Source organism: Pseudomonas sp. SCB32 (assembly GCF_009189165.1).
Taxonomy (GTDB): Bacteria; Pseudomonadota; Gammaproteobacteria; order Pseudomonadales; family Pseudomonadaceae; genus Pseudomonas.
Genome location: NZ_CP045118.1, coordinates 1,622,916 through 1,641,967, shown reverse-complemented (window position 1 = coordinate 1,641,967; position 19,052 = coordinate 1,622,916). Strand labels below are relative to the sequence as shown.

General features: G+C 66.1%; 21 protein-coding genes and 1 tRNA gene. 9 read left to right on the top strand and 13 right to left on the bottom strand.

The genetic code is table 11. The features are described from left to right. The first annotated feature begins 64 nt into the window (after positions 1-64). From GA645_RS07695 to GA645_RS07680, 4 genes are read left to right on the top strand one after another with little or no spacing between them, the layout of a single operon-like run. A complete protein-coding gene (locus GA645_RS07695) occupies positions 65-1,210 on the top strand; it encodes an MlaE family lipid ABC transporter permease subunit (RefSeq protein ID WP_152221482.1) in 1,146 nt (381 codons plus the stop codon). Continuing rightward, on the top strand, positions 1,207-1,992 hold the full coding sequence (locus GA645_RS07690; RefSeq protein ID WP_152221480.1) for an ATP-binding cassette domain-containing protein: 786 nt from the start codon (positions 1,207-1,209) through the stop codon (positions 1,990-1,992). The genes GA645_RS07695 and GA645_RS07690 overlap by 4 nt, the downstream gene beginning before the upstream one ends. Beyond that, positions 1,993-2,931 (top strand): MlaD family protein, encoded by a 939-nt coding sequence (locus GA645_RS07685; RefSeq protein ID WP_152221479.1) that lies wholly within the window; start codon positions 1,993-1,995, stop codon positions 2,929-2,931. Then, positions 2,928-3,566 (top strand): ABC-type transport auxiliary lipoprotein family protein, encoded by a 639-nt coding sequence (locus tag GA645_RS07680; protein WP_152221477.1) that lies wholly within the window; start codon positions 2,928-2,930, stop codon positions 3,564-3,566. Before GA645_RS07685 ends, GA645_RS07680 begins: the two co-directional genes overlap by 4 nt. 88 nt (positions 3,567-3,654) lie before the next feature. Here GA645_RS07680 and GA645_RS07675 read toward each other — a convergent pair whose 3' ends face one another. The 7 genes from GA645_RS07675 to hflK (GA645_RS07645) form a co-directional block, all read right to left on the bottom strand. After that, positions 3,655-3,909 carry a hypothetical protein gene (locus tag GA645_RS07675; protein WP_152221475.1) on the bottom strand — a complete coding sequence of 85 codons (255 nt, stop codon included), beginning with the start codon at positions 3,907-3,909 and terminating at the stop codon, positions 3,655-3,657. A gap of 198 nt (positions 3,910-4,107) precedes the next feature. Then, entirely contained in the window at positions 4,108-4,314 is a 207-nt protein-coding gene (locus tag GA645_RS07670; RefSeq protein ID WP_152221473.1) for a hypothetical protein, read from the bottom strand. Between the two features lie 64 nt (positions 4,315-4,378). Further along, complete coding sequence (locus GA645_RS07665) at positions 4,379-6,343, bottom strand: cation-translocating P-type ATPase (RefSeq protein WP_152221471.1); 1,965 nt, start codon at positions 6,341-6,343, stop codon at positions 4,379-4,381. Between the two features lie 18 nt (positions 6,344-6,361). After that, positions 6,362-6,814 carry a hypothetical protein gene (locus GA645_RS07660; protein WP_256676092.1) on the bottom strand — a complete coding sequence of 151 codons (453 nt, stop codon included), beginning with the start codon at positions 6,812-6,814 and terminating at the stop codon, positions 6,362-6,364. A 133-nt stretch (positions 6,815-6,947) separates the two neighbouring features. Then, positions 6,948-7,988, bottom strand: coding sequence for a protease modulator HflK (gene hflK, locus GA645_RS07655; protein WP_152221469.1), 1,041 nt, complete (start codon positions 7,986-7,988; stop codon positions 6,948-6,950). After that, entirely contained in the window at positions 7,981-9,042 is a 1,062-nt protein-coding gene (gene hflC / locus GA645_RS07650) for a protease modulator HflC (RefSeq protein WP_152221466.1), read from the bottom strand. Before hflC ends, hflK (GA645_RS07655) begins: the two co-directional genes overlap by 8 nt. After that, positions 9,039-11,000, bottom strand: a complete 1,962-nt coding sequence (hflK, locus tag GA645_RS07645; protein WP_152221464.1) for a protease modulator HflK — start codon at positions 10,998-11,000, stop codon at positions 9,039-9,041. Before hflK (GA645_RS07645) ends, hflC begins: the two co-directional genes overlap by 4 nt. 238 nt (positions 11,001-11,238) lie before the next feature. Between hflK (GA645_RS07645) and GA645_RS07640 the strand changes: the two genes are divergently transcribed. The 5 genes from GA645_RS07640 (at position 11,239) to GA645_RS07620 (ending at position 15,418) form a co-directional block, all read left to right on the top strand. Next, complete coding sequence (locus tag GA645_RS07640; protein ID WP_152227962.1) at positions 11,239-12,240, top strand: D-cysteine desulfhydrase; 1,002 nt, start codon at positions 11,239-11,241, stop codon at positions 12,238-12,240. 116 nt (positions 12,241-12,356) lie between these two features. Beyond that, positions 12,357-13,157: a cystine ABC transporter substrate-binding protein gene (gene tcyJ / locus GA645_RS07635; RefSeq protein ID WP_152221462.1), complete on the top strand. Its 801-nt coding sequence runs from the start codon at positions 12,357-12,359 to the stop codon at positions 13,155-13,157. Next, positions 13,154-13,828, top strand: coding sequence for a cystine ABC transporter permease (gene tcyL / locus GA645_RS07630; protein WP_152221461.1), 675 nt, complete (start codon positions 13,154-13,156; stop codon positions 13,826-13,828). Before tcyJ ends, tcyL begins: the two co-directional genes overlap by 4 nt. Beyond that, a complete protein-coding gene (gene tcyN, locus GA645_RS07625) occupies positions 13,825-14,580 on the top strand; it encodes an L-cystine ABC transporter ATP-binding protein TcyN (RefSeq protein WP_152221459.1) in 756 nt (251 codons plus the stop codon). Before tcyL ends, tcyN begins: the two co-directional genes overlap by 4 nt. Before the next feature lie 139 nt (positions 14,581-14,719). Further along, positions 14,720-15,418 (top strand): pirin family protein, encoded by a 699-nt coding sequence (locus tag GA645_RS07620; RefSeq protein WP_152221457.1) that lies wholly within the window; start codon positions 14,720-14,722, stop codon positions 15,416-15,418. 53 nt (positions 15,419-15,471) lie between these two features. On the opposite strand, the gene GA645_RS07615 is transcribed toward GA645_RS07620, so the two are convergent. The 6 genes from GA645_RS07615 to GA645_RS07590 form a co-directional block, all read right to left on the bottom strand. Continuing rightward, positions 15,472-15,547, bottom strand: a tRNA-Ala gene (locus GA645_RS07615). A gap of 41 nt (positions 15,548-15,588) precedes the next feature. Continuing rightward, on the bottom strand, positions 15,589-16,251 hold the full coding sequence (locus tag GA645_RS07610; RefSeq protein WP_152221455.1) for an O-methyltransferase: 663 nt from the start codon (positions 16,249-16,251) through the stop codon (positions 15,589-15,591). Between the two features lie 18 nt (positions 16,252-16,269). Further along, entirely contained in the window at positions 16,270-16,800 is a 531-nt protein-coding gene (locus tag GA645_RS07605) for a C40 family peptidase (protein ID WP_152221453.1), read from the bottom strand. An 81-nt stretch (positions 16,801-16,881) separates the two neighbouring features. After that, positions 16,882-17,508 carry a C40 family peptidase gene (locus GA645_RS07600; RefSeq protein ID WP_152221451.1) on the bottom strand — a complete coding sequence of 209 codons (627 nt, stop codon included), beginning with the start codon at positions 17,506-17,508 and terminating at the stop codon, positions 16,882-16,884. 69 nt (positions 17,509-17,577) lie between these two features. Continuing rightward, on the bottom strand, positions 17,578-18,342 hold the full coding sequence (locus GA645_RS07595; protein WP_152221449.1) for an NAD-dependent deacylase: 765 nt from the start codon (positions 18,340-18,342) through the stop codon (positions 17,578-17,580). Positions 18,343-18,370: 28 nt separating this feature from the next. Continuing rightward, positions 18,371-19,042 carry a DNA-3-methyladenine glycosylase I gene (locus GA645_RS07590; protein ID WP_152221447.1) on the bottom strand — a complete coding sequence of 224 codons (672 nt, stop codon included), beginning with the start codon at positions 19,040-19,042 and terminating at the stop codon, positions 18,371-18,373. Positions 19,043-19,052: the final 10 nt, after the last annotated feature.

Genomic DNA, 19,052 nt, shown 5'->3' with positions numbered 1-19,052 from the left:
AGCGGCTAAAACGATATATACAAGTCAAGTGGAGGCACCACAGAAACTCGCTAGAATGCGAGGCATGACAACGACTGCACAGCCCGGCCAGCTCCAGCTCGATCCCCGCGCCAGCCCTCCGCTGATGCACGTCAGCGGCGACTGGACGCTGGCGCATTTCAGCACCCTGGAATCCCAGGTCGCCGACGTACGCCTTGGCGGCCAACCCGCCGAACTGGACTTCAGTAACCTCGGCGCTCTCGACACCGCCGGCGCGGCGCTGCTCGCCGACGTCATCGGCGGCGCGCGCATGGGCCAGCTCGAACAGATCACCCGCAACCTGCCCGCCGAGCGCCTGGCGCTGCTGCGCACCGTGGGCAGCGCCATCACCCAGTGCCGGCTGGACGAACAGAAACCGCCACCCGGCAATGCCATCATCGATGTCCTCGAACGCATCGGCATCGCCACCCTGGCCTTCCGCGGTCATGTCGTCGGCGGGCTCGGCTTCATCGGCCTGACCCTGCAGACCCTGGCGCGCACGCTGGTGCGTCCACGCCGCTGGCGCCTCACCTCGCTGACCGCGCACATCGAGCAGACCGGCCTGGACGCCGTGCCCATCGTCGCCCTGCTCACCTTCATGGTCGGTGCGGTAGTGGCCTTCCTCGGCGCCACCGTGCTGAGGAAGTTCGGCGCGGCGATCTACACCGTCGACCTGGTCGGCTTCGCCTTCCTCCGCGAGTTCGGCGTACTGCTCACCGCCATCCTCCTGGCCGGCCGCACCGCCAGCGCCTTCACCGCGCAGATCGGTTCGATGAAGGCCAACCAGGAGATCGACGCTATCCAGGCCCAGGGCATGGACCCGGTGGAGCTGCTGGTGCTGCCACGCGTGCTCGCGCTGCTGTTGACCTTGCCGCTGCTGACCTTCCTGGCGATGATGTCCGGCATCTTCGGCGGCGGCGTGGTCTGCGCCCTGGCACTGGATATCTCGCCACGCATGTTCCTCTACATGCTGCAGAACGACATCGCCGTGCAGCACTTCCTGGTCGGCATCGTCAAAGCCCCGGTTTTCGCCTTCATCATTGCCGTGATCGGCTGCCTGGAAGGCTTCCGCGTCAGCGGCAGCGCGCAGTCGGTGGGCGAACACACCACCTCCAGCGTGGTCCAGTCGATCTTCGTGGTGATCCTGCTGGATGCGGTGTTCGCCCTGTTCTTCATGGAGATGGGCTGGTGAGCGAGCCGATCATCGTCGTCCGCGACCTCGCCAACCGCTTCGACAGCCATGCCGTGCACGAGCACCTCGACCTCGACGTGATGAAAGGCGAGATTCTCGGCGTGGTTGGCGGCTCGGGCACCGGCAAATCCGTGCTGCTGCGCAGCATCATCGGCCTGCGCCAGCCCAGCGAGGGCAGCGTGCAGGTCTTCGGCCAGAACCTGCTGGAGCTGCCGCCGCCGCGGCGCTCGAAGCTGGAGCGGCGCTTCGGCGTCCTGTTCCAGAACGGCGCGCTGTTCTCCTCGCTGACGGTCAGCGAGAACATCTGCCTGCCCCTGATCGAGCACGCCAGGCTGTCTCGCGCCGACGCCGAGTTCATCGCCAAGGTGAAGATCTCCCTCGCCGGACTGCCACCGGATGCCGGCGCCAAGTACCCCGCCGAACTCTCCGGCGGCATGGTCAAGCGCGCGGCCCTGGCCCGCGCCCTGGCGCTGGACCCGGACATCCTGTTCCTCGACGAACCCACCGCCGGCCTCGATCCGATTGGCGCGGCGGCCTTCGACCAACTCATCCTGACCCTGCGCGACGCCTTCGGCCTCACCGTGTTCCTGGTCACCCACGACCTGGACACCCTCTACACCATCTGCGACCGCGTCGCCGTGCTCTCGCAGAAACGGGTGCTGGTGGTGGGGCCGCTGGACCAGGTCGCCAAGACCAACGACGCCTGGGTGCAGGACTACTTCCACGGCCCGCGGGGCCGTGCCGCGCTGCAGGCCACTGAGCACCTGCGGGAGGAAAGCTGAATGGAAACCCGTGCCCATCACGTGCTGATCGGCCTGTTCACCCTGCTGGTCTCGATCGGCGCCCTGCTCTTCGCGCTATGGCTGTCGCAGTCGGCCAACGACCAGCAGTTCAAGTTCTATGACGTGATCTTCAACGAGTCGGTAACCGGCCTCTCCGAAGGCGGCACCGTGCAGTACAGCGGCATCCGCGTGGGCGACGTGGTGTCCCTGCGCCTGGACCCGAACGACCCGCGCAAGGTCCGTGCGCGCATCCGCGTCTACGAGAGCACGCCTATCCGCGAAGACACCCGCGCCAAGCTGGCGCTGACCGGCGTCACCGGCCAGTCCACCATCCAGCTCTCCAGCGCCGCCCAGGACAGCCCACCGCTGGTGAGCAAGGACGGCAGCATCCCGGTGATCAAGACCATTCCTTCGCCGCTGGCCAAATTCCTCGCCAATGGCGGAGACATCGCCGAAAACATCAACAACCTGCTCACCAACGCAAGCCACCTGTTCTCCCAGGAAAACGTCGACCACATCAGCCGCACCCTCGATCACATCGACCAGGCCACCAGCGTGATCGCCGAACAGCGCGAGGACATCCGCCAGACCGTCAAGGAACTGGCCGCCGCCAGCGAGCAGGCGCGCGTCACCCTGGCCAACGCCAGTGCGCTGCTCGAACGCGCCAACCAGACCCTCGGCAGCCGCGGCCCGGCCATGCTCGACGACACCCAGAAGACCCTGGCCGCCCTGCGCGCCAGCAGCGAGCGGATCGAGCAGCTGCTCAACAACAACTATGACGCGGTGAACGGCGGCCTCAACGGCCTGGGCGAAGTCGGCCCGGCAGTACGCGAACTGCGCTCCACTCTGGAGGACCTGCGCGGCGTCACCCGCCGCCTGCAGGAAAACCCCACCGGCTATCTGCTCGGCCGCGAGCGCAACAAGGAGTTCCAGCCATGACCGCCCTTCCCCGCCTGCTCGGTGTCGCCGCGCTGCTCGGCCTGCTTGGCGCCTGCTCGATCCTCCCGGAAGCGGAAACCCCGGACTTCTACCTGTTGCCGGCCACCCAGCAGCCGGCACGCGGCAGCGCCACGGTGGACTGGTCGCTGCGGGTCAGCACTCCCAGCGCGAGCCTCGCGCTGGACAGCAACCGCATTGCCGTGATCCCCCAGGGCAACCAGATCAGCAGCTACCAGGGCGCGCGCTGGAGCAACCGTGCGCCGGGGCTGCTGCGCGACCGCCTGCTCGACGCCTTCACCGCCAACGGCAGCATCCGCGCCCTGAGCAGCGACGAAACCAGCCTGCAGGCCGACCTCGACCTCACCGGCGACCTGCGCGCCTTCCAGAGCGAATACCAGGGCGGCAAACCGGTCGTGCACATCCGCTACGAAGCGCGCCTGGTACGCACCCTTGGCCAGCGCATCGTCGCCTCGCGCAGCTTCGAGATCCGCCAGGCGGTGGACGGCAAACAGGTCGCGGAAGTGGTCAGCGCCTTCGGCAAGGCCAGCGACCAGCTCGCCGCGCAGGTGGTGGAGTGGACGCTGCAGCAGGGGCAGGCGCAGAAGATCGGGCAGCCGGCCACAGCCGGACGCTGATCCAGAGGCCTTCCTCGCAGGTATCGCCTACCGGGCGCAGGTCGCCGAAGGTGCTTGCCTGGTAGTCAGGTGCGGCAATCACCGCCCATCACTTGTGGCAGCGGTACGGGCTCTCGCCCTCCAACTCCTGGTCGTTGCCCACGTCGCGGATGGTCACGATGGCCTTGGGGTATACGGAGCAGAGGGAGTTGCGCACGGTGTAGATGCCGCTGCCGTGGGCGAGGAACTTGCCCTTGCCCAGGGCGTTGCCCGCTTCGTCGTGGGCGCTAACTTCGTAATTGCCGGTCATGGTGATGCAACCACCCAGGGCCAGCAGGGCGAGTACGGGGAGCAGATATTTCATGGCTTCTCCTTGCTACGCGATGCGCCGAGGGGTGGCGCGCCCGTCGTTCCCTGACGGTTTCGCGAAAGCGGGCTGATGATTCGAACGACCGCCTGAAGGTGGCGGTGGAAATTCGACCCGAACACAGCGACGCAGTTCAGCCTCCGGACCCGCCAGGCATGTCGAACTACCTGGAGAGCTCACCGGTGGAAGCTTGTCTCAGCGCTTGCCCATCGAGCGGCGTGAGCCGCGCGGATGTGGCGGACGGAACTCCGCCTTGTCGTGCGGCTTGCGGTGCTGATAGGCCGATTTCGCCTGCTTCTGCGCCGCCAGGGCGGCCTTGGCGAGTTCGGTCAGGGACAGGGTGGTGGAGTCTTGAGCGTTGTCCGCGCTGTCGTCGCGGGGCGGCTGCTGAGAGGAAGTCATGGTTCTAGGGGTCTGCAAGAGATTGGAACGGCACACATGATAGCCGATCTCGCCGACCTGCGGCTCACGCCGCTGCGTCGGCAAGACGAGCGCCCGGCTGGCCGAGGGCTTCGTCGAAGCGCAGCAGGCGGCCAGCGTTGCCCAACACCAGCAAGGTGCTGAGGTTGTGCAGGATCGCCGCGATCATCGCCCCAGCTGCCCCCAGCAGGCCAAAGGCGGCCGCAGCGACGATGGCCAGGGTCCAGGCCAGGCCGATCAGCACGTTGACCTGCAGGGTGCTGCGGCACTGGCGGCTCAAACGCACGCAGGTCCCCAGACGGCGAAGATCGCTGCCGATCAGCACGATATCCGCCGAAGCCAGGGCGATATCCGCCCCGCCGGCGCCCATCGCCACGCCGACCACGCCAGCCTTGAGCGCCAGCGAATCGTTGATGCCATCCCCCACCACCAACGGCCGGAAGCCCTTGCGGATCTCCTCGTTGACCCGCTTCAGCTTGTCTTCGGGCAGTGCCTGGGCCACCACGCTGTCGATGCCAACCTCGCGCGCCAGCGCATCGGCCACGCTCTGGCGGTCGCCGGTGAGCAGCAGTTGCCGGCCAATCCCCAGCTCCCGCAGGTCCGCCACCGCGTGAGTGGCCTCCGGGCGGACGCTGTCGGCCAGCAGCAACCAGGCGCGGAAACGTCCGCCCAGCGAGAGACCGGCGATGGGGCCGTCATGGTCCGGTACTTCCGGCGTGGTAATCCCCAGGCGGGTGAACAATTCCGGACGACCGAGCGCGGCATCGCCCTGCCCGGTCCGGGCGACCACGCCCAGGCCCTGGCGTTCCTGGATCTCAGCCAGCGGATGGTGCGCATCGTGCGGTGCCAGCGACGCCAGGGCGCGGCTGACCGGGTGGCTGCTGGCGGCGCCCAGGCTGGCGGCCAGGCGCTCGATGTCGTCACGGTTTTCGCCGGGCTCCGTGCGTACCGCCTGCAGGCGCAGCGCGCCGTAGGTCAGGGTGCCGGTCTTGTCGATCACCAGCGAGGTCAGGTCGGCCAGTTCCTCGAGGAACGCCGAGCTGCGAATCAGGATGCCGTGGCGGGCGGCGACGGCGATGCCGGCAATGGCGGTAGCCGGCGCCGATAGCACCAGGGCACAGGGGCAGGCGGCCACCAGCACGGCCAGCATGGCCTGCGGGTCGTTGGTGATGAACCAGGTGACGGCGGCGATCAGCAGCACCAGCACCATGTAGCGCCCGGCATAGCGCTCCAGCAGGCGCGTGATGGGCGGCTTGGACTGTTCGGCGCGCTGCATCAGGGCGATGACCTTGCCGAGGGTGGAGGCATCGCCGGTGCGGGTCACCTCGATGCACAGCAGGCCGTCGAGGTTGATCGCGCCGCCGTAGACCTCCATGCCGGCGCTTGCCTCCAGCGGTACGGACTCACCGGTGATCGGCGCGGTATCCAGGCTGGCCTGGCCTTCCAGTACACGGCCGTCGGCGGGCACGCGGTCGCCGGCTCGGACCTCCACTTGGTCGCCCGGCCGCAGCTCACTGTTATCCACCTCGCGCACGCTGCCATCGGCGTCGATCAGCCGGGCCTGGCTGCGGGTGAGCCGGCCCAGCGCCTCGATGGCTTCCTGCGAGCCGATCACGCTGCGCTCTTCCAGCACATGGCCGAAGATCATGATGATTGGCAGCAATGCGGCGGTCATCAGGTCGCCGGTGGCCCAGGCGCCGAGCATGGCGAGGGCGATGAGCTGGTCGGTGATGCCGTGCAGGCTGGGATGACGCAGGCTGTACCAGCCCGAGCGCAGGACGGGCACCGCGACCAGCAGCGAGGCGACGCCCAGGAGTATCTGCGCCACGCCTTCCTGCTGCGGGGCGAACCAGCGCCAGAGCAGGCCCAGCATGAGCAGACCGAGGGCGATCATCGCCAGGCTGAGCTGGCGCGCGGCGCTGCGCTGTTCGTCGCGGGTGAGCATTCCACCGGTGAGGTGGCCATGGTGGTGGCCGTGGTGCGCATGGCCGTGATGGTGGTGAACGCTCATACCGCGAAGGTGCCTGCTTTAGTTGAGGGGTGGGAACAGGGTTCCCGGCCGGGTGGCGTACTCGTTCGCTTCCGCTTCGGTCAGGACCCAGATCTGGTTGATCTGCTTATCGATGCCGGGCTTGACGGCAACGACCTTGCCCTTGAGCAACGGCATCAATCCATTCACGACGAAATGGTTGTCCTCGTCACGGATGCGCACGGACGCCGCCACCGGATAGGTGATGTTCTTCCTGTACAGCCCAAGGGTGAGTATCTGCTTGAGCAGGCTGGGTCTGGGGCGTTTCAACGTGATCGACGGGAACTGCGCGTAGTCGACGAACGCCAGCATCATGCCCGAGGGCAGAACCCGGTCGGCATGCGCCGGAAGGCTGCATCCCAGTACCAGCGCCAGCGCGCCCAGGCACTGCAGGGCCAGGCGTCGCAGCGCCCCTCGGGTGTGTTGGATGGTGTGAAGTCCGGCTGATGTCATTGGATGTCCCGCCCCTGGTGTTCCTGATTGTCGTTATCCGCCCGGACGAAGCTGCCGGGCTTGTGTTGCGAGCGTAGCGGTTCGCCACGACGCTGTCCGCACATTGATTCACAGCCTCCGGCGATCAGCGTGCTCACGGCTGCGGTCCCTCGAGGATCAGGTGTCCGGAATCACTTGGGTTGACAGTGGTCACCGAGCCGGCACGGGACAGGATGCCCGGCACGCGCTCGCGGTACAGGCGCAGCAACAGCCCGGGGTCGGCGTGCTGTTGCTGGGTCTGGGCGAGACTGGTGATGGTGGCGGTATCCGCCTGGGAACGGGCCAGGCGCTCGCTGGCCTGGGCATGGGCGACCTGCAACGTGCGATCGGCGGCCTGGTTGGCCGCCTGGAGCTGGCGGGCGGCGTCGTTCTGCGCGGCGGCGACGCCCTGCTCCGCCTGCTGGCTGGCGGTCAGCACGGCATTGAAGGCGCTCACCGCCTCGCGCGGCAAGGAGGACTGCACGTCCACCCGCTCGACTTCGACGCCCAGTCCGTTGCCGGCCGAGACCAGCGCGGCCAGGCTGCGATTGATGCCCTGCTGAAGGTCGCCACGCAAGCGCTCGCGGCGCTCGGCAACGCTGCTGTCGGCGCCGATCAGCTCGGGGCGGGCGACCAGGATGGTGTCCAGGTCGCGTGATGCGCAGACCGCCACGGCGTTGCGCGCCACCAGGCGATCCAGCGCCGGCAGCACATGGTCGCCCTGGAGCACGAATTCATAGGGGGCGGTGACCTTGTAGAACACCCGCACATCCAGCTGCACCACACCGGCATCGCCAGTGAGCAGATAACCGGAGCCCGCGGTGGCGTCGTTCGCCAGGCTGCCATCCAGGTCGGACTTCTGCGCCTGTTGGGAGCGCAACAGGGTCTCCACACGGCGCTCGATCACCCGGTCGGCAGACGGCAGGATCACCACTTGCTCGAACGGACGCGGCCAGGCCAGCAGCAGTCCGGCGTTCTGGATGCGCTCCAGCGCGCCCATGCGCAGGACCACGGCCCGGCTTTCCGGGCCGATCTGGCGGACGTTGGACAGCGCCCAGCCGAGCGCCGCCAGCAGGGTCACGCCATACAGCGCCAGGAACGCCAGGCGCCCGGCCTGCAGCCAGGGGCTTGCGCCCTCCTCCCGCGACTCAGTCATGCGCACTGCCCGGTTTGGCGGTGGGCTGCTGCGGCGGGCCATCCACCAGTACCCGGAACGGCGCGGCGTCGGTCCGCAGCACCAGGCGGGTGCCGGAGTTGATCACGGTGCCGAGGGTGTCCAGCGAGCGCAGCAGGTTGTACAGCTCGGGCGCGCCGGCATAGGCCTTGCCGTAGATGTCGGCGGCCTGTACCCGCGACTGGGCTTCGATATCGGCGGCCTTCACTGTGGCGTCGGCCTGCAGGATGCGCGCGTCGCGCTCGGCGGCGGAGCGGATTTCCGCAGCCTTGCGCTTGCCTTCGGCGGTCCGCTGGGTGGCGATGGTCTCGCGCTCGGCGCGCATGCGGTCGACCGTGGCGCCCAGGGTGACTTTCGGCAACGTCAGTCGCTCGACGCCAACCTGGACCACGCGCACGCCGTAGGTATCGAGTAGCTGGCGCTCGATCTGCTCGCGCAGGCGCTGCTCGAAGTCGGCGATGCGTACCTTGCCGGCATCGGTATTGACCAGGTCGGAGAGATCGAAGCCGCTGGCGGTGGTTTCCAGCGCGGAGCCGACGAAGGTGCGGATCTGCCGGGCCGCTTCGTCCGGCTGGTTCTGCACGGCGCGCATGAAGCGCTGGACGTTGTCCGACTCGGGCTTAACCTGCCAGGCGACGTAGGCTTGCACGATGATCCGCAGGCCATCGCGGGTGCCGACGTCCTGCAGGCCGCTGGAGGTGGTACGCAGCCGCAGGTCCACCGGCACGGCGGCCTCGAACGGTATCGGCAGGCGCCAGGCGAGTCCGGGTTCGAGCAGTACCCGGGCGGGATTGCCGAAACGGGTGATCACCGTCGCCTCGCCGGAGCGCACCTGCACCAGGCAGGCGGTCGCGGCGGCGAACAGCACCAGCAGGCTGGCCAGGGCGGTACGGCGCCAGGGGAACCCCGCCGGGCCTTCGTCATGGTGATGAGCGTGATGATGACCATGATCATGGTCATGACCGTGGTCGTGGTCGTGGTCGTGGTCGTGGTCGTGGTCGTGGTGGTGATCGCCGTGAACGTGGGTCGGACTCAAGGTGCGATCTCCTGGGTACGGTTGGCGGGCTTGCCGCGCTGCGGATCGACCGGCGCGCCGAAGCTGCGCAGGTCGAGGGTCGGGGCCTGGTCCGCACTCAGGCGGTGATCGATGACCAGGCTGCGGGCTCCGGCCAGGCCCTGGCCCAGCTGGCTGAAATACTGTTCGAGCAGGAAGGCCTGCCCGGCACGTTGCCAGGCGGAGCGCTCGGCGCCGAAGCGCAGATCGGCGGCCTGGGCCTGGGCGAGGGTTTCCCGCGCGCTGGCGGATGCCGTGTCGGTCGCGGCACTGGCGGCCTGGCGTGCGGCATTGGTCTGCTCGGCAGCCTTGCCCTGCTCGCGGGCGATCAGCGCCTGTGCGGTGATCTGCGCCGCCTGTACACCATGGTAGGCATTGGCTGCGCCGGCCGGCGGATGGATCGCCTCGACCACCGTTGCAAGGATTTCCACCCCGCTGTCCAGGCGGTCGAGGTCGGCCTGCACGGCCTTGCCGATGTCCCGCGCCAGCGCCTCGCGCTCCGCCCCGAGCACGCCGTCGAGGGTACGGGCAGCGAAATCGTGGACCAGCACGCGATTGGCGGTGCTGCTGATCAGCGTCGGCACGTCGGCACTGTTGTAGGTCGCCGCCAGTGCGGCCTTGTCGCTCAGGCCGATGCGGTAGACGAAGCGCACATCCATGTTGACGATCTGGAAGCTCTGCTGGCCGCCCGCTTCGCTGGCGATCACCTGTGAGTTCTCGCTGACATGGGAGGCGTCCCACAGACGGTTGGCCGCTTCCGGCGCAGGGCCTTCGGCGTCCACCAGCAAGTCCGCCCGGGCGGAATCGCCGGAGGTCGCCAGCTCATGGATCACCCCGTTCTCCACCGGCAACACGCGCCCGAACGGCCACGGCAGCCCGACGTGCAGCCCCGGCGGATAGACCTCCACCGGTTTGCCGAAGCGCTCGTAGACGCCTCGGCCGTTCATGGCAATCTCGCTGACCCCGGTAAGCAACCACCCCACCAGCAGGATCAACCCCGCCACCGGCAGGAACGCGCGGCGCATGAAGCCGAAGGCCCAGACCTGACGCAGATCGATGCCGAAACGCTGTTGCAGTTCGCTCTGCAGGAACTGCAGCGGACGCGGCGGCCAGCGCAATTGCGCGGCAATCAGGCTTTCACCGATCAGGCGGGGTTCTTCGCGCGGCCGTAGCGGGCTGAAGACCGAGAGCAGCGCGCGCAGGATCAGCTCCACCGCCAGCAGCGCCGGCAGCAGCCCCACCAGCACCACGAAACGGCTCGGCCACAGGCTCTCGCCATTGGAGAACAGCAGGCCGGGCAACGACAGCAATTGCACGGCGATCACCGCCCGCACCATCAGTGCCAGGGCGGAGGCTTCGGGCCATTCTTCCGCGCTGGCCGTACTCAGGTGGCGCTCCACCACGAGCAGGCCGAAGGCCGCCAAGGTCAGCAATCCTGTGACCAGCCAGCCGGCCTGGCCCAGCGCGGCAGCCGGGGTTGCCAGGCTCCAGCCGGCCTTGACGACCAACAGGGCCACCAGCGCCAGACCCGCCAACCAGAGAGCACCGACGCCGATGCGCTGCGCCAGGCTCTGGCCGGAACGGCTGAGGCGTTCGAGCAGGCGGTCGTAGGCACTGAGCTGGGCAAGGTCGACCGGCGTCTCCGCAGCCACTGCCGGCGCCATCGAGCCGATCGCGGTAGCGCGCCAGTGAGCCACTCGCCAGGCCGACTGGCTGACCGCCGCCAGCAACAGCAAGGCTGCGGCGTTGTTGCACAGCAAGGGCAGCCAGAGCGAGTCGGACGCGAACAGGCCAATCAGGATCGCCGCCAGGAACAGCAGCGCGGCGAAGCTGCCCGACAGCCAGGCCAGCAGCATCAAGCGACGCGACTGGTACGCCGAGCGCTGGAAACGCGGCAACCCTTCCAGGCTGCGGTCCTCGATATCCAGGTCGACTCTCATGGATGCTCCAACGATTGAACGGATCGTCCGCCTTCTTCGACCGAAAGCGGCGCGCCGGCGAGCCTGAGCGTAGAAAATTAAGGCTGCGTGAAACCGGCGACGAATAAATTGTAACTTTATAACGAAACTTGTGAAATTGTTGTCGCGGCAGCGCCTGCCACGCGGCAGCCTGTCCATTGCCGAGCGCCGCCTGGCGCTCTATCGTGGCTGTCTCACCGTGCCGAACCGAGATGCCTCCATGAGCTCCCTGCGCGAATCGCTCGCCCGTTTCCCTCGTCTCGAACTGGCCGGCGGCCCCACGCCGCTGGACAAGCTGGAGCGGCTCTCCGCCCACCTGGGCCGCGATATCCACGCAAAGCGCGACGACACCACGCCCTTTGCGCTGGGCGGCAACAAGGTACGCAAGCTCGAATTCCTGGCCGCCGATGCGCTGCGCGCCGGTGCCGACACCCTGGTGACGGCGGGGGCCATCCAGTCCAACCACGTGCGCCAGACAGCCGCCGTCGCCGCCAAGCTGGGCCTGCGTTGCGTTGCGCTGCTGGAAAATCCCATCGACACCGGCGACCACAATTACCTGAGCAACGGTAACCGCCTGCTGCTGGACCTGTTCGGCACAGAGGTCGAACTGGTGCCCAACCTGGACAACGCCGACGAACTGCTGCAGCAGACCGGTGAGCGTCTGCTGCGCGAAGGCCGCAAGCCCTACCTGGTGCCCATTGGCGGCTCCAACGCCCTCGGTGCGCTGGGCTATGTGCGCGCCGGGCTGGAGCTTGCCGATCAGATTCGCCACAGCGGGCAGCGCTTCGCCGCCGTGATACTGGCCTCCGGCAGCGCCGGCACCCATGCCGGGCTGGCCGTGGCGCTGGCCGATACCATGCCGGGACTGCCGGTCATTGGCGTGACAGTCTCGCGCACCGATGCTGCGCAACGACCGAAAGTGGAGGGGCTGATCCAGCGCACACTGGAACTCCTCGGCCAGAACACTGCCAAGGCGCCGAAAGTGGAACTCTGGGACGAGTACTTCGCCCCACGCTATGGCGAACCCAACGCCGGCACACTGGATGCGATACGCCTGCTGGCCAGCCATGAAGGGCTGCTGCTCGACCCGGTCTACACCGGCAAGGCCATGGCCGGCCTGCTCGATGGAGTCGCCCGCCAGCGTTTCGCCAACCAGGGCCCGCTGCTGTTCCTGCACACCGGAGGCTCACCGGCGCTGTTTGCCTATCACCCGGCGAGCTGAAAAACAAACAAAGAAATAAGCATGTAATTTTTTATTATTTTATTGCATAACAACTACGACCCTATAGTCACCCGACGTTGACTAACCTGCATAAAACACCAAAAACGGGGCTCACCATGACCTTCTCTGCACTGCGCCGTCATTTCCTGCTTGCCAGCCTGACTCTCTCCCTCGGCGCCGGTCTGTTCGGCCAGGCCCAGGCCGCCGAAGACCAGCTTGCCCAGATCAAGTCCAAGGGCGAAGTCCGCGTCGGCCTCGAGGGAACCTACCCGCCCTTCAGCTTCCAGGACGAAAGCGGCAAGCTCGCCGGTTTCGAAGTGGACTTCTCCGACCTGATCGCCAAGGAACTGGGCGTCAAGGCCAAGCTCCAGCCGACCAAGTGGGATGGCATCCTCGCCGCCCTGGAGTCCAAGCGCCTGGACCTGGTGATCAACCAGGTGACCATCTCCGAAGAGCGCAAGAAGAAGTACGACTTCTCCGAGCCCTACACCGTTTCGGGTATCCAGGCCCTGGTGCGCAAGGGTGACGAAAGCAAGTACGACACCCCCGAGAAACTCGCCGGGGTGAAGGTCGGCGTCGGCCTGGGCACCAACTACGAGCAGTGGCTCAAGGAACATGTCCCAAAAGCTGACGTACGCACCTACGAGGACGATCCGACCAAATTCCAGGACCTGCGCAGCGGCCGCATCGACGTGATTCTGGTGGACCGCCTGGCCGCCTTCGACATGGTCAACAAGACCAATGGCGCCATGACCCTGACCGGTGCGCCCTTCGCCCGCCAGGAAGCCGGTATCGCCCTGCGCAAGGGCAACCCGGAGCTGCTCGCGGCGCTGAACAAGGCCATCGAGAAGCTGCGTGCCGACGGCACCCTCAAGAAGCTCTCGGAAAAGTGGTTCAAGGCTGACGTGACCCAATGATCGACGCAAGCCTGCAGCTTGCGCTGGATTCCGCGCCCTTCCTGCTCAAGGGCGCGGTCTTCACGGTAGTCCTCAGCGTAGGCGGCATGTTCTTCGGACTGCTGCTGGGTTTCGGACTGGCGCTGATGCGCCTGTACGGTTTCACCGCCCTGAGCTGGCTCGCCCGCATCTACGTGTCGTTCTTCCGCGGCACGCCGTTGCTGGTCCAGCTCTTCATGATCTACTACGGCCTGCCGCAACTGGGCATCGAGCTCGACCCGCTGCCCGCGGCGCTGATCGGCTTCTCGCTGAACATGGCCGCCTATGTCTGCGAGATCCTGCGCGCCGCCATCGGCTCCATCGACCGTGGCCAGTGGGAGGCGGCATCGAGCATCGGCATGACCCGCGCACAGACCCTGCGCCGGGTGATCCTCCCGCAGGCTGCGCGCACCGCGCTGCCGCCGCTGGGCAACAGCTTCATCTCACTGGTCAAGGACACCGCGCTGGCCGCCACCATCCAGGTGCCGGAGCTGTTCCGCCAGGCCCAACTCATCACGGCGCGCACCTTCGAGGTATTCACCATGTACCTCGCCGCCGCGCTCCTCTACTGGGTGCTCGCCAGCATCCTGTCGCACCTGCAGAACCGCCTGGAAGAGCGGGTCAACCGTCATGACCAGGAGCACGAGGCATGATCGAAGTACGCCAGCTGACCAAGCAGTTCCGCGGCCAGGAGGTGCTCAAGGGCATCGACTTGACCGTCGAACCCGGCGAAGTGGTTGCGATCATCGGCCCCAGCGGCTCCGGCAAGACCACCCTGCTGCGCTGCCTGAACCTGCTGGAAGTGCCCAGCGGCGGCACCATCCAGGTCGGTGAGATCCGTATCGACGCCTCGCGCCCGCTCAGCGGCCAGCAGGGGCTGATCCGCAAGCTGCGCCAGCACGTGGGCTTCGTGTTCCAGAACTTCAATCTGTTCCCGCATCGCACCGCGCTGGAGAACGTGATCGAAGGCCCGGTGATCGTGAAGAAGGAACCCCGCGCCCAGGCCGAGCAACGCGCCCGCGCGCTGCTCGCCAAGGTCGGCCTGAGCGGCAAGGAAGACGCCTATCCCAAGCGCCTCTCCGGCGGTCAGCAACAGCGCGTGGCCATCGCCCGGGCGCTGGCGATGCAGCCGGACGTGATCCTGTTCGATGAGCCGACTTCAGCACTCGACCCCGAACTGGTTGGCGAGGTGCTGTCGACCATCCGTGGGCTAGCGCAGGAAAAGCGCACCATGGTCATCGTCACCCACGAGATGAGCTTCGCCCGCGACGTGGCCAATCGGGCGATCTTCATCGACAAGGGCGTGATCGTCGAACAGGGCGACGCCAAGGCACTCTTCACCAACCCCCGCGAGGAACGCACGCGGCAGTTCCTGAGCAAATTCCTAACCCAGGGCGGGTCCTGACCCATCACAAACAAATCGACAAAATCGATTTGTTTGCTCGGATATTTGCGCTTTTATATCGATCATATGCGAGAGAAGATAACTCCCATGAACTGCACGAGCCGGTGACTCCGCCGGCCTTGCCCATGAGGACTTCGCCATGATCGAACGCAGACCCTTCCAGCAACTCGGCGGTGCCAACCACGGCTGGCTCAACGCCAAGCACCACTTCTCCTTCGCCGAGTACTACGACCCCGAGCGCATGGACTGGGGCAACCTCCGCGTCTGGAACGATGACGAAATCGCCGCCGGCACCGGCTTCCCGCCGCACCCGCACCGCGAGATGGAAATCATTACCTATGTCCGCCAGGGCGCGATCACCCACCAGGACAGCCTGGGCAACAAGGGCCGCACCGAAGCGGGCGACGTGCAGGTCATGAGCGCCGGGACCGGCATCGTGCACTCCGAGTACAACCTGGAGAAGGAAGTCACCAAGATCTTCCAGATCTGGATCATCCCCTCGGTACGCGGCGGCACGCCGTCCTGGGGCGCCAAACCCTTCCCGAAGGGCGACCGCAGCGGACGCTTCGTCACCCTGGCCAGTGGCTATGAGAACGACACCGACGCCCTGCGCATCCGTGCAGAAGGTCGCCTGGTCGCCGCCACCATCAAGGCTGGCGAGAGCGCCGAGTACGAACTGGGCGCAGACCGCCGCGCCTACCTGGTGCCGGCGACCGGCAAGGTCGAAGTCAACGGCGTAACGTTGGAAGCCCGTGACGGCGCAGCCATCTCCCAGGAGGCCGTGGTCAAGGTGACGGCACTGGAAGACAGCGAAGTCATCCTGGTCGACATCGCCTGACGGAACGCGGTAGAAACGAAAAAGGCACGCCCAATGGCGTGCCTTTTTGCATCTGGTGGACCGAATGAGGATCGAACTCACGACCTCCGCATTGCGAACACGGCGCTCTCCCAGCTGAGCTATCGGCCCGATACCAGGCAATCTAGCCCTGGACTGTCAGGCCGGCAATTTCACCGCTTGCGGCAGAGACTCATGCCGTCGCCGATCGGTACCAGCGAGTAGTCGATCCTGGCGTCTTCCTTCAAGGCCCGATTGAGCTGCTGGATGGCGCGCGTATCGGCGCTCTCCGGCTCTACTTCCAGCACCCTTCCACTCCACAGCACGTTGTCGAAGACCACCAGACCGCCACTGCGCAACAGGCTCAGGGCGTACTCGAAATAGGTGGAATAACGCGCCTTGTCGGCATCGATGAAGACCAGATCGAAGCAGCCATCCTCGCCTCCGACCATCAGGCTTTCCAGCGTGGACAGCGCCGGACCCAGGCGCAATTCGATTCGGGTATCGACGCCCGCCTCGCGCCAGTGGGCGCGCGCGATCTCGTTATAGTCGCCGGGCAGGTCGCAGCACAGGAGATGGCCGTCGGCAGGAAGCGCTTCGGCCATGCACAGTGCGCTGTAGCCGGTGAAGGTACCCACCTCGAGGAGGCGACGGGCGCCAATCAGCTTCACCAGCAGCGCAAGGAATTGCCCTTGCTCCGGCGCAACCTGCCAGCGCGACATCGGCAGCGCCGCAGTCTCCGCGCGCAGATTGGCCTTGATGGGTGAATCCCGCAAGGAAACATCAAGCAGATACTGGTAGAGGGTGTCGTCCAGGTTCAGCGTACGCGTGGTCATGACCCCTCCCGAAAACGATCAGGGATGTAGAGCGAGACTCTGCACGGCGAGGACGCGCTTGGCTTCCAGGAAGGCCTTCTGCCAATAGGCGCTGTCGAGGCTGTCCAGGCGTACCGTCCCGCCCGTTCTGGGCGCATGCACGAAGCGCCCTTCTCCGACATAGATACCCGCATGACTGACGCCACGTCCACCGTTGGTGGCGAAGAACACCAGGTCACCACTCTGCAGTGATTCGCGGCCGACGCTGGGCGCGCGCATGGAAATCATCTCGCGCGTGGAGCGCGGCAGTTGCAGGCCGGTGGCATCACGGTAGACATAGCCGATCAGGCCGCTGCAATCGAAACCGCCATCGGGCGTATTGCCACCCCAGCGATAGGGCGTACCGACCAGGCCAATGGCACGGATCAGGACATCATCGGCAGCTTGCGAGTTGTAGGCAGGGAGCGAAGGTGCTCTCACCACGGGAGGCGGTGACGGCGGAGTGCGACTGGCGCAGGCGGCCAGGGAGGCGAGAACCGCGAGGAGGATGATGCGCTGTGGAACGGACATGTGATGGCATCCCTGCGAAGGAATGCCATCACTTTGCACCCACAGTGACTTGAACGCAATACTTAAAGTAAAACTTTAAGTTTAGCGTGTAGCCGTCTCTGGCTGGTAACCCGGCTCGAGAATGCGCTTGGCTTCCATGTAGCTCAGGCGCCAGTAGCTCTCGTCCAGACTGTCCACCCGCACACCACCGCCACGGCGGCTGGCGGAGTGGATGAATTGACCGTCACCGATATAGATGCCGGCATGGCTCACCCGACCACGACCACGATTGTTGAAGAAGATCAGGTCGCCCGGCTGCAGGTCTTCTTTCGAGACCAGCGGGACATCCATGGTGATCATCTCGCGCGTGGAGCGTGGCAGACTGATGCCTGCTTCTTCGCGGAACAGATAGCCCACGAAGCCGCTGCAATCGAAACCAGTCCGCTCCGATTTCCCACCGAAACGGTACGGAGTACCGATCAGCGAGAACGCACGATCCAGGATGTCGGAAATGTGCGTGGTCGAACTGCCGTTATAGTTTTTGGCCCCCTCGTCCTGCGACTCACCCGCCTGCGCGACCTTATGCTGGTCGATCTGAATTGCGGCTCGGCTGGTCGGCGCTACGGCTACCTGGCTTTGCTGCGATTCCGGCGAATGGCTGGCACAAGCGGCCAGCAACAGAACGAAACTCATGGGCACGAGGGGTGCGAAGCGTTTAAGCATGGGCACGACCGTGTCTCATTAGTTCCATTTAATAGCGGGCTAATGTGCCCGCTCAATCGGCTCAATGCAAGTTTTTTATCGCGGAATGTGACTCAACAGGCGCGGCATAATGTCTAAGGCTCGACCCACCATTCTTTCTGCGACCACTGAACTCAGGTCAGTCAGCCCCGGATTTACCTCGGCGGTAAAGCCTCCGGCGGCCCTGGTACGCATCACCGGCTCGATGATGTAGGGGAAGCTCGCGGTAGTCCCCACCAGCAATACGGCATCGAATCCCTTGCGCAGCTGCGCATAGAGCGTGTCGATCGCCGCTTCCGGCAGCATCTCCTCGAACAGCACCACCGGCGGACGCAACACGCCGCCGCAGCGCACACATTTCGGCGGCAGCGGACCATCCAGGTGCTCGACCAGCCCGGCGCTTTCCTGACCGCAAGATTGGCAGTACAGCGGGGCCAGCTCGCCATGGATCTCGATCAGCCGCTCCAGCGGCGAGCCCGCGCGGCGGTGGAAGCCATCGATGTTCTGCGTCAGCACCCAGCACTCCGGCTTGCGCCGCTGCAATTCAGCAATGGCGTCATGGCCGGCGTTGGGCTGTGCGTTCAGGCAGGCTCGCCCCAGCTCGGCCAGGTACTTCCAGCACAGCGCCGGGTTATCGCGCAGCATCGGCCCGGAAAGCGCCGCCTCGATGGGCAGCCCTTCTTCCGTACGACCGTTGTAGAGACCGCCGAGGCCACGATAGGTGGGCATGCCGGAGTCGGCGGAGACGCCAGCGCCGGTGATCACCAGGATACGTTCGGCGCGGGCCAGTGCCGCGCCGGTACGTTCGATCGCCGAATCCATGCGCCCTCCTCCGCGGCCAGGCCGCCTGTCAGTGGTTGACCGTGTGCGCCAGCATGACAGAGAGCTGGCACAGAGGCCGGCCGCTTTCTGCGTGCCACTGGTTGAAGGCCGCCTGCACCAGTGCCAGGTCTTTCTGGCTGGTGGGCGCCTTGTCGATGATCTCCTGCGCCTTCAGCGCGGCGACCATGTCATCGGTGGGAATGAAAGTGTCCTTGGCGGCCATCCGCAGGAAACGCGGCGCCGACAGTCCGCCCAACTGGTTACCGCGCTTGGCCAGGAGCTTCCACAGGCCGACGATATCAGTCACCGGCCAGTCCGCCAGCAGCTTGCCGAAGCTGCCGTGCTCACGGGCAATATCGAGGACCATCTGGGCATTACGGGGCACGCTCTTGAGCTTGCCCAGGTGGCGGATCAACCGGGCGTCCTGCATCAGGTTTTCCAGGCGCTCGCCCCCCATCAGCACGACCTTCTGCGGATCGAAACCGAAGAACACCTCTTCGAAGGCCGGCCACTTGGCATCCACCAAGCTGTGCTTGAGGCCCGCGCGGAAGATGCGCAGGCTGATCAGCGACAGGTAGCGGTCATCGCCCACCGCCGCCAGCTCGTTCGGCGACCGGGGCTGAGGCAGCCGAGCTTCCAGCGCCTCGACCGAACCGAAGCGGTTCAGGCAGTACTCGTACAGCCACTGGTAATCGCGCATCGGGCGTCCT

Coding starts and splice junctions, on each gene's coding strand:
- GA645_RS07695 (WP_152221482.1), top strand. CDS start 65: ATGACAACGACTGCACAGCCCGGCCAGCTCCAGCTCGATCCCCGCGCC.
- GA645_RS07685 (WP_152221479.1), top strand. CDS start 1,993: ATGGAAACCCGTGCCCATCACGTGCTGATCGGCCTGTTCACCCTGCTG.
- GA645_RS07680 (WP_152221477.1), top strand. CDS start 2,928: ATGACCGCCCTTCCCCGCCTGCTCGGTGTCGCCGCGCTGCTCGGCCTG.
- GA645_RS07675 (WP_152221475.1), bottom strand. CDS start 3,909: ATGAAATATCTGCTCCCCGTACTCGCCCTGCTGGCCCTGGGTGGTTGC.
- GA645_RS07670 (WP_152221473.1), bottom strand. CDS start 4,314: ATGACTTCCTCTCAGCAGCCGCCCCGCGACGACAGCGCGGACAACGCT.
- GA645_RS07665 (WP_152221471.1), bottom strand. CDS start 6,343: ATGAGCGTTCACCACCATCACGGCCATGCGCACCACGGCCACCACCAT.
- GA645_RS07660 (WP_256676092.1), bottom strand. CDS start 6,814: ATGACATCAGCCGGACTTCACACCATCCAACACACCCGAGGGGCGCTG.
- hflK (WP_152221469.1), bottom strand. CDS start 7,988: ATGACTGAGTCGCGGGAGGAGGGCGCAAGCCCCTGGCTGCAGGCCGGG.
- hflK (WP_152221464.1), bottom strand. CDS start 11,000: ATGAGAGTCGACCTGGATATCGAGGACCGCAGCCTGGAAGGGTTGCCG.
- GA645_RS07640 (WP_152227962.1), top strand. CDS start 11,239: ATGAGCTCCCTGCGCGAATCGCTCGCCCGTTTCCCTCGTCTCGAACTG.
- tcyJ (WP_152221462.1), top strand. CDS start 12,357: ATGACCTTCTCTGCACTGCGCCGTCATTTCCTGCTTGCCAGCCTGACT.
- tcyL (WP_152221461.1), top strand. CDS start 13,154: ATGATCGACGCAAGCCTGCAGCTTGCGCTGGATTCCGCGCCCTTCCTG.
- tcyN (WP_152221459.1), top strand. CDS start 13,825: ATGATCGAAGTACGCCAGCTGACCAAGCAGTTCCGCGGCCAGGAGGTG.
- GA645_RS07620 (WP_152221457.1), top strand. CDS start 14,720: ATGATCGAACGCAGACCCTTCCAGCAACTCGGCGGTGCCAACCACGGC.
- GA645_RS07610 (WP_152221455.1), bottom strand. CDS start 16,251: ATGACCACGCGTACGCTGAACCTGGACGACACCCTCTACCAGTATCTG.
- GA645_RS07605 (WP_152221453.1), bottom strand. CDS start 16,800: ATGTCCGTTCCACAGCGCATCATCCTCCTCGCGGTTCTCGCCTCCCTG.
- GA645_RS07595 (WP_152221449.1), bottom strand. CDS start 18,342: ATGGATTCGGCGATCGAACGTACCGGCGCGGCACTGGCCCGCGCCGAA.
- GA645_RS07590 (WP_152221447.1), bottom strand. CDS start 19,042: ATGCGCGATTACCAGTGGCTGTACGAGTACTGCCTGAACCGCTTCGGT.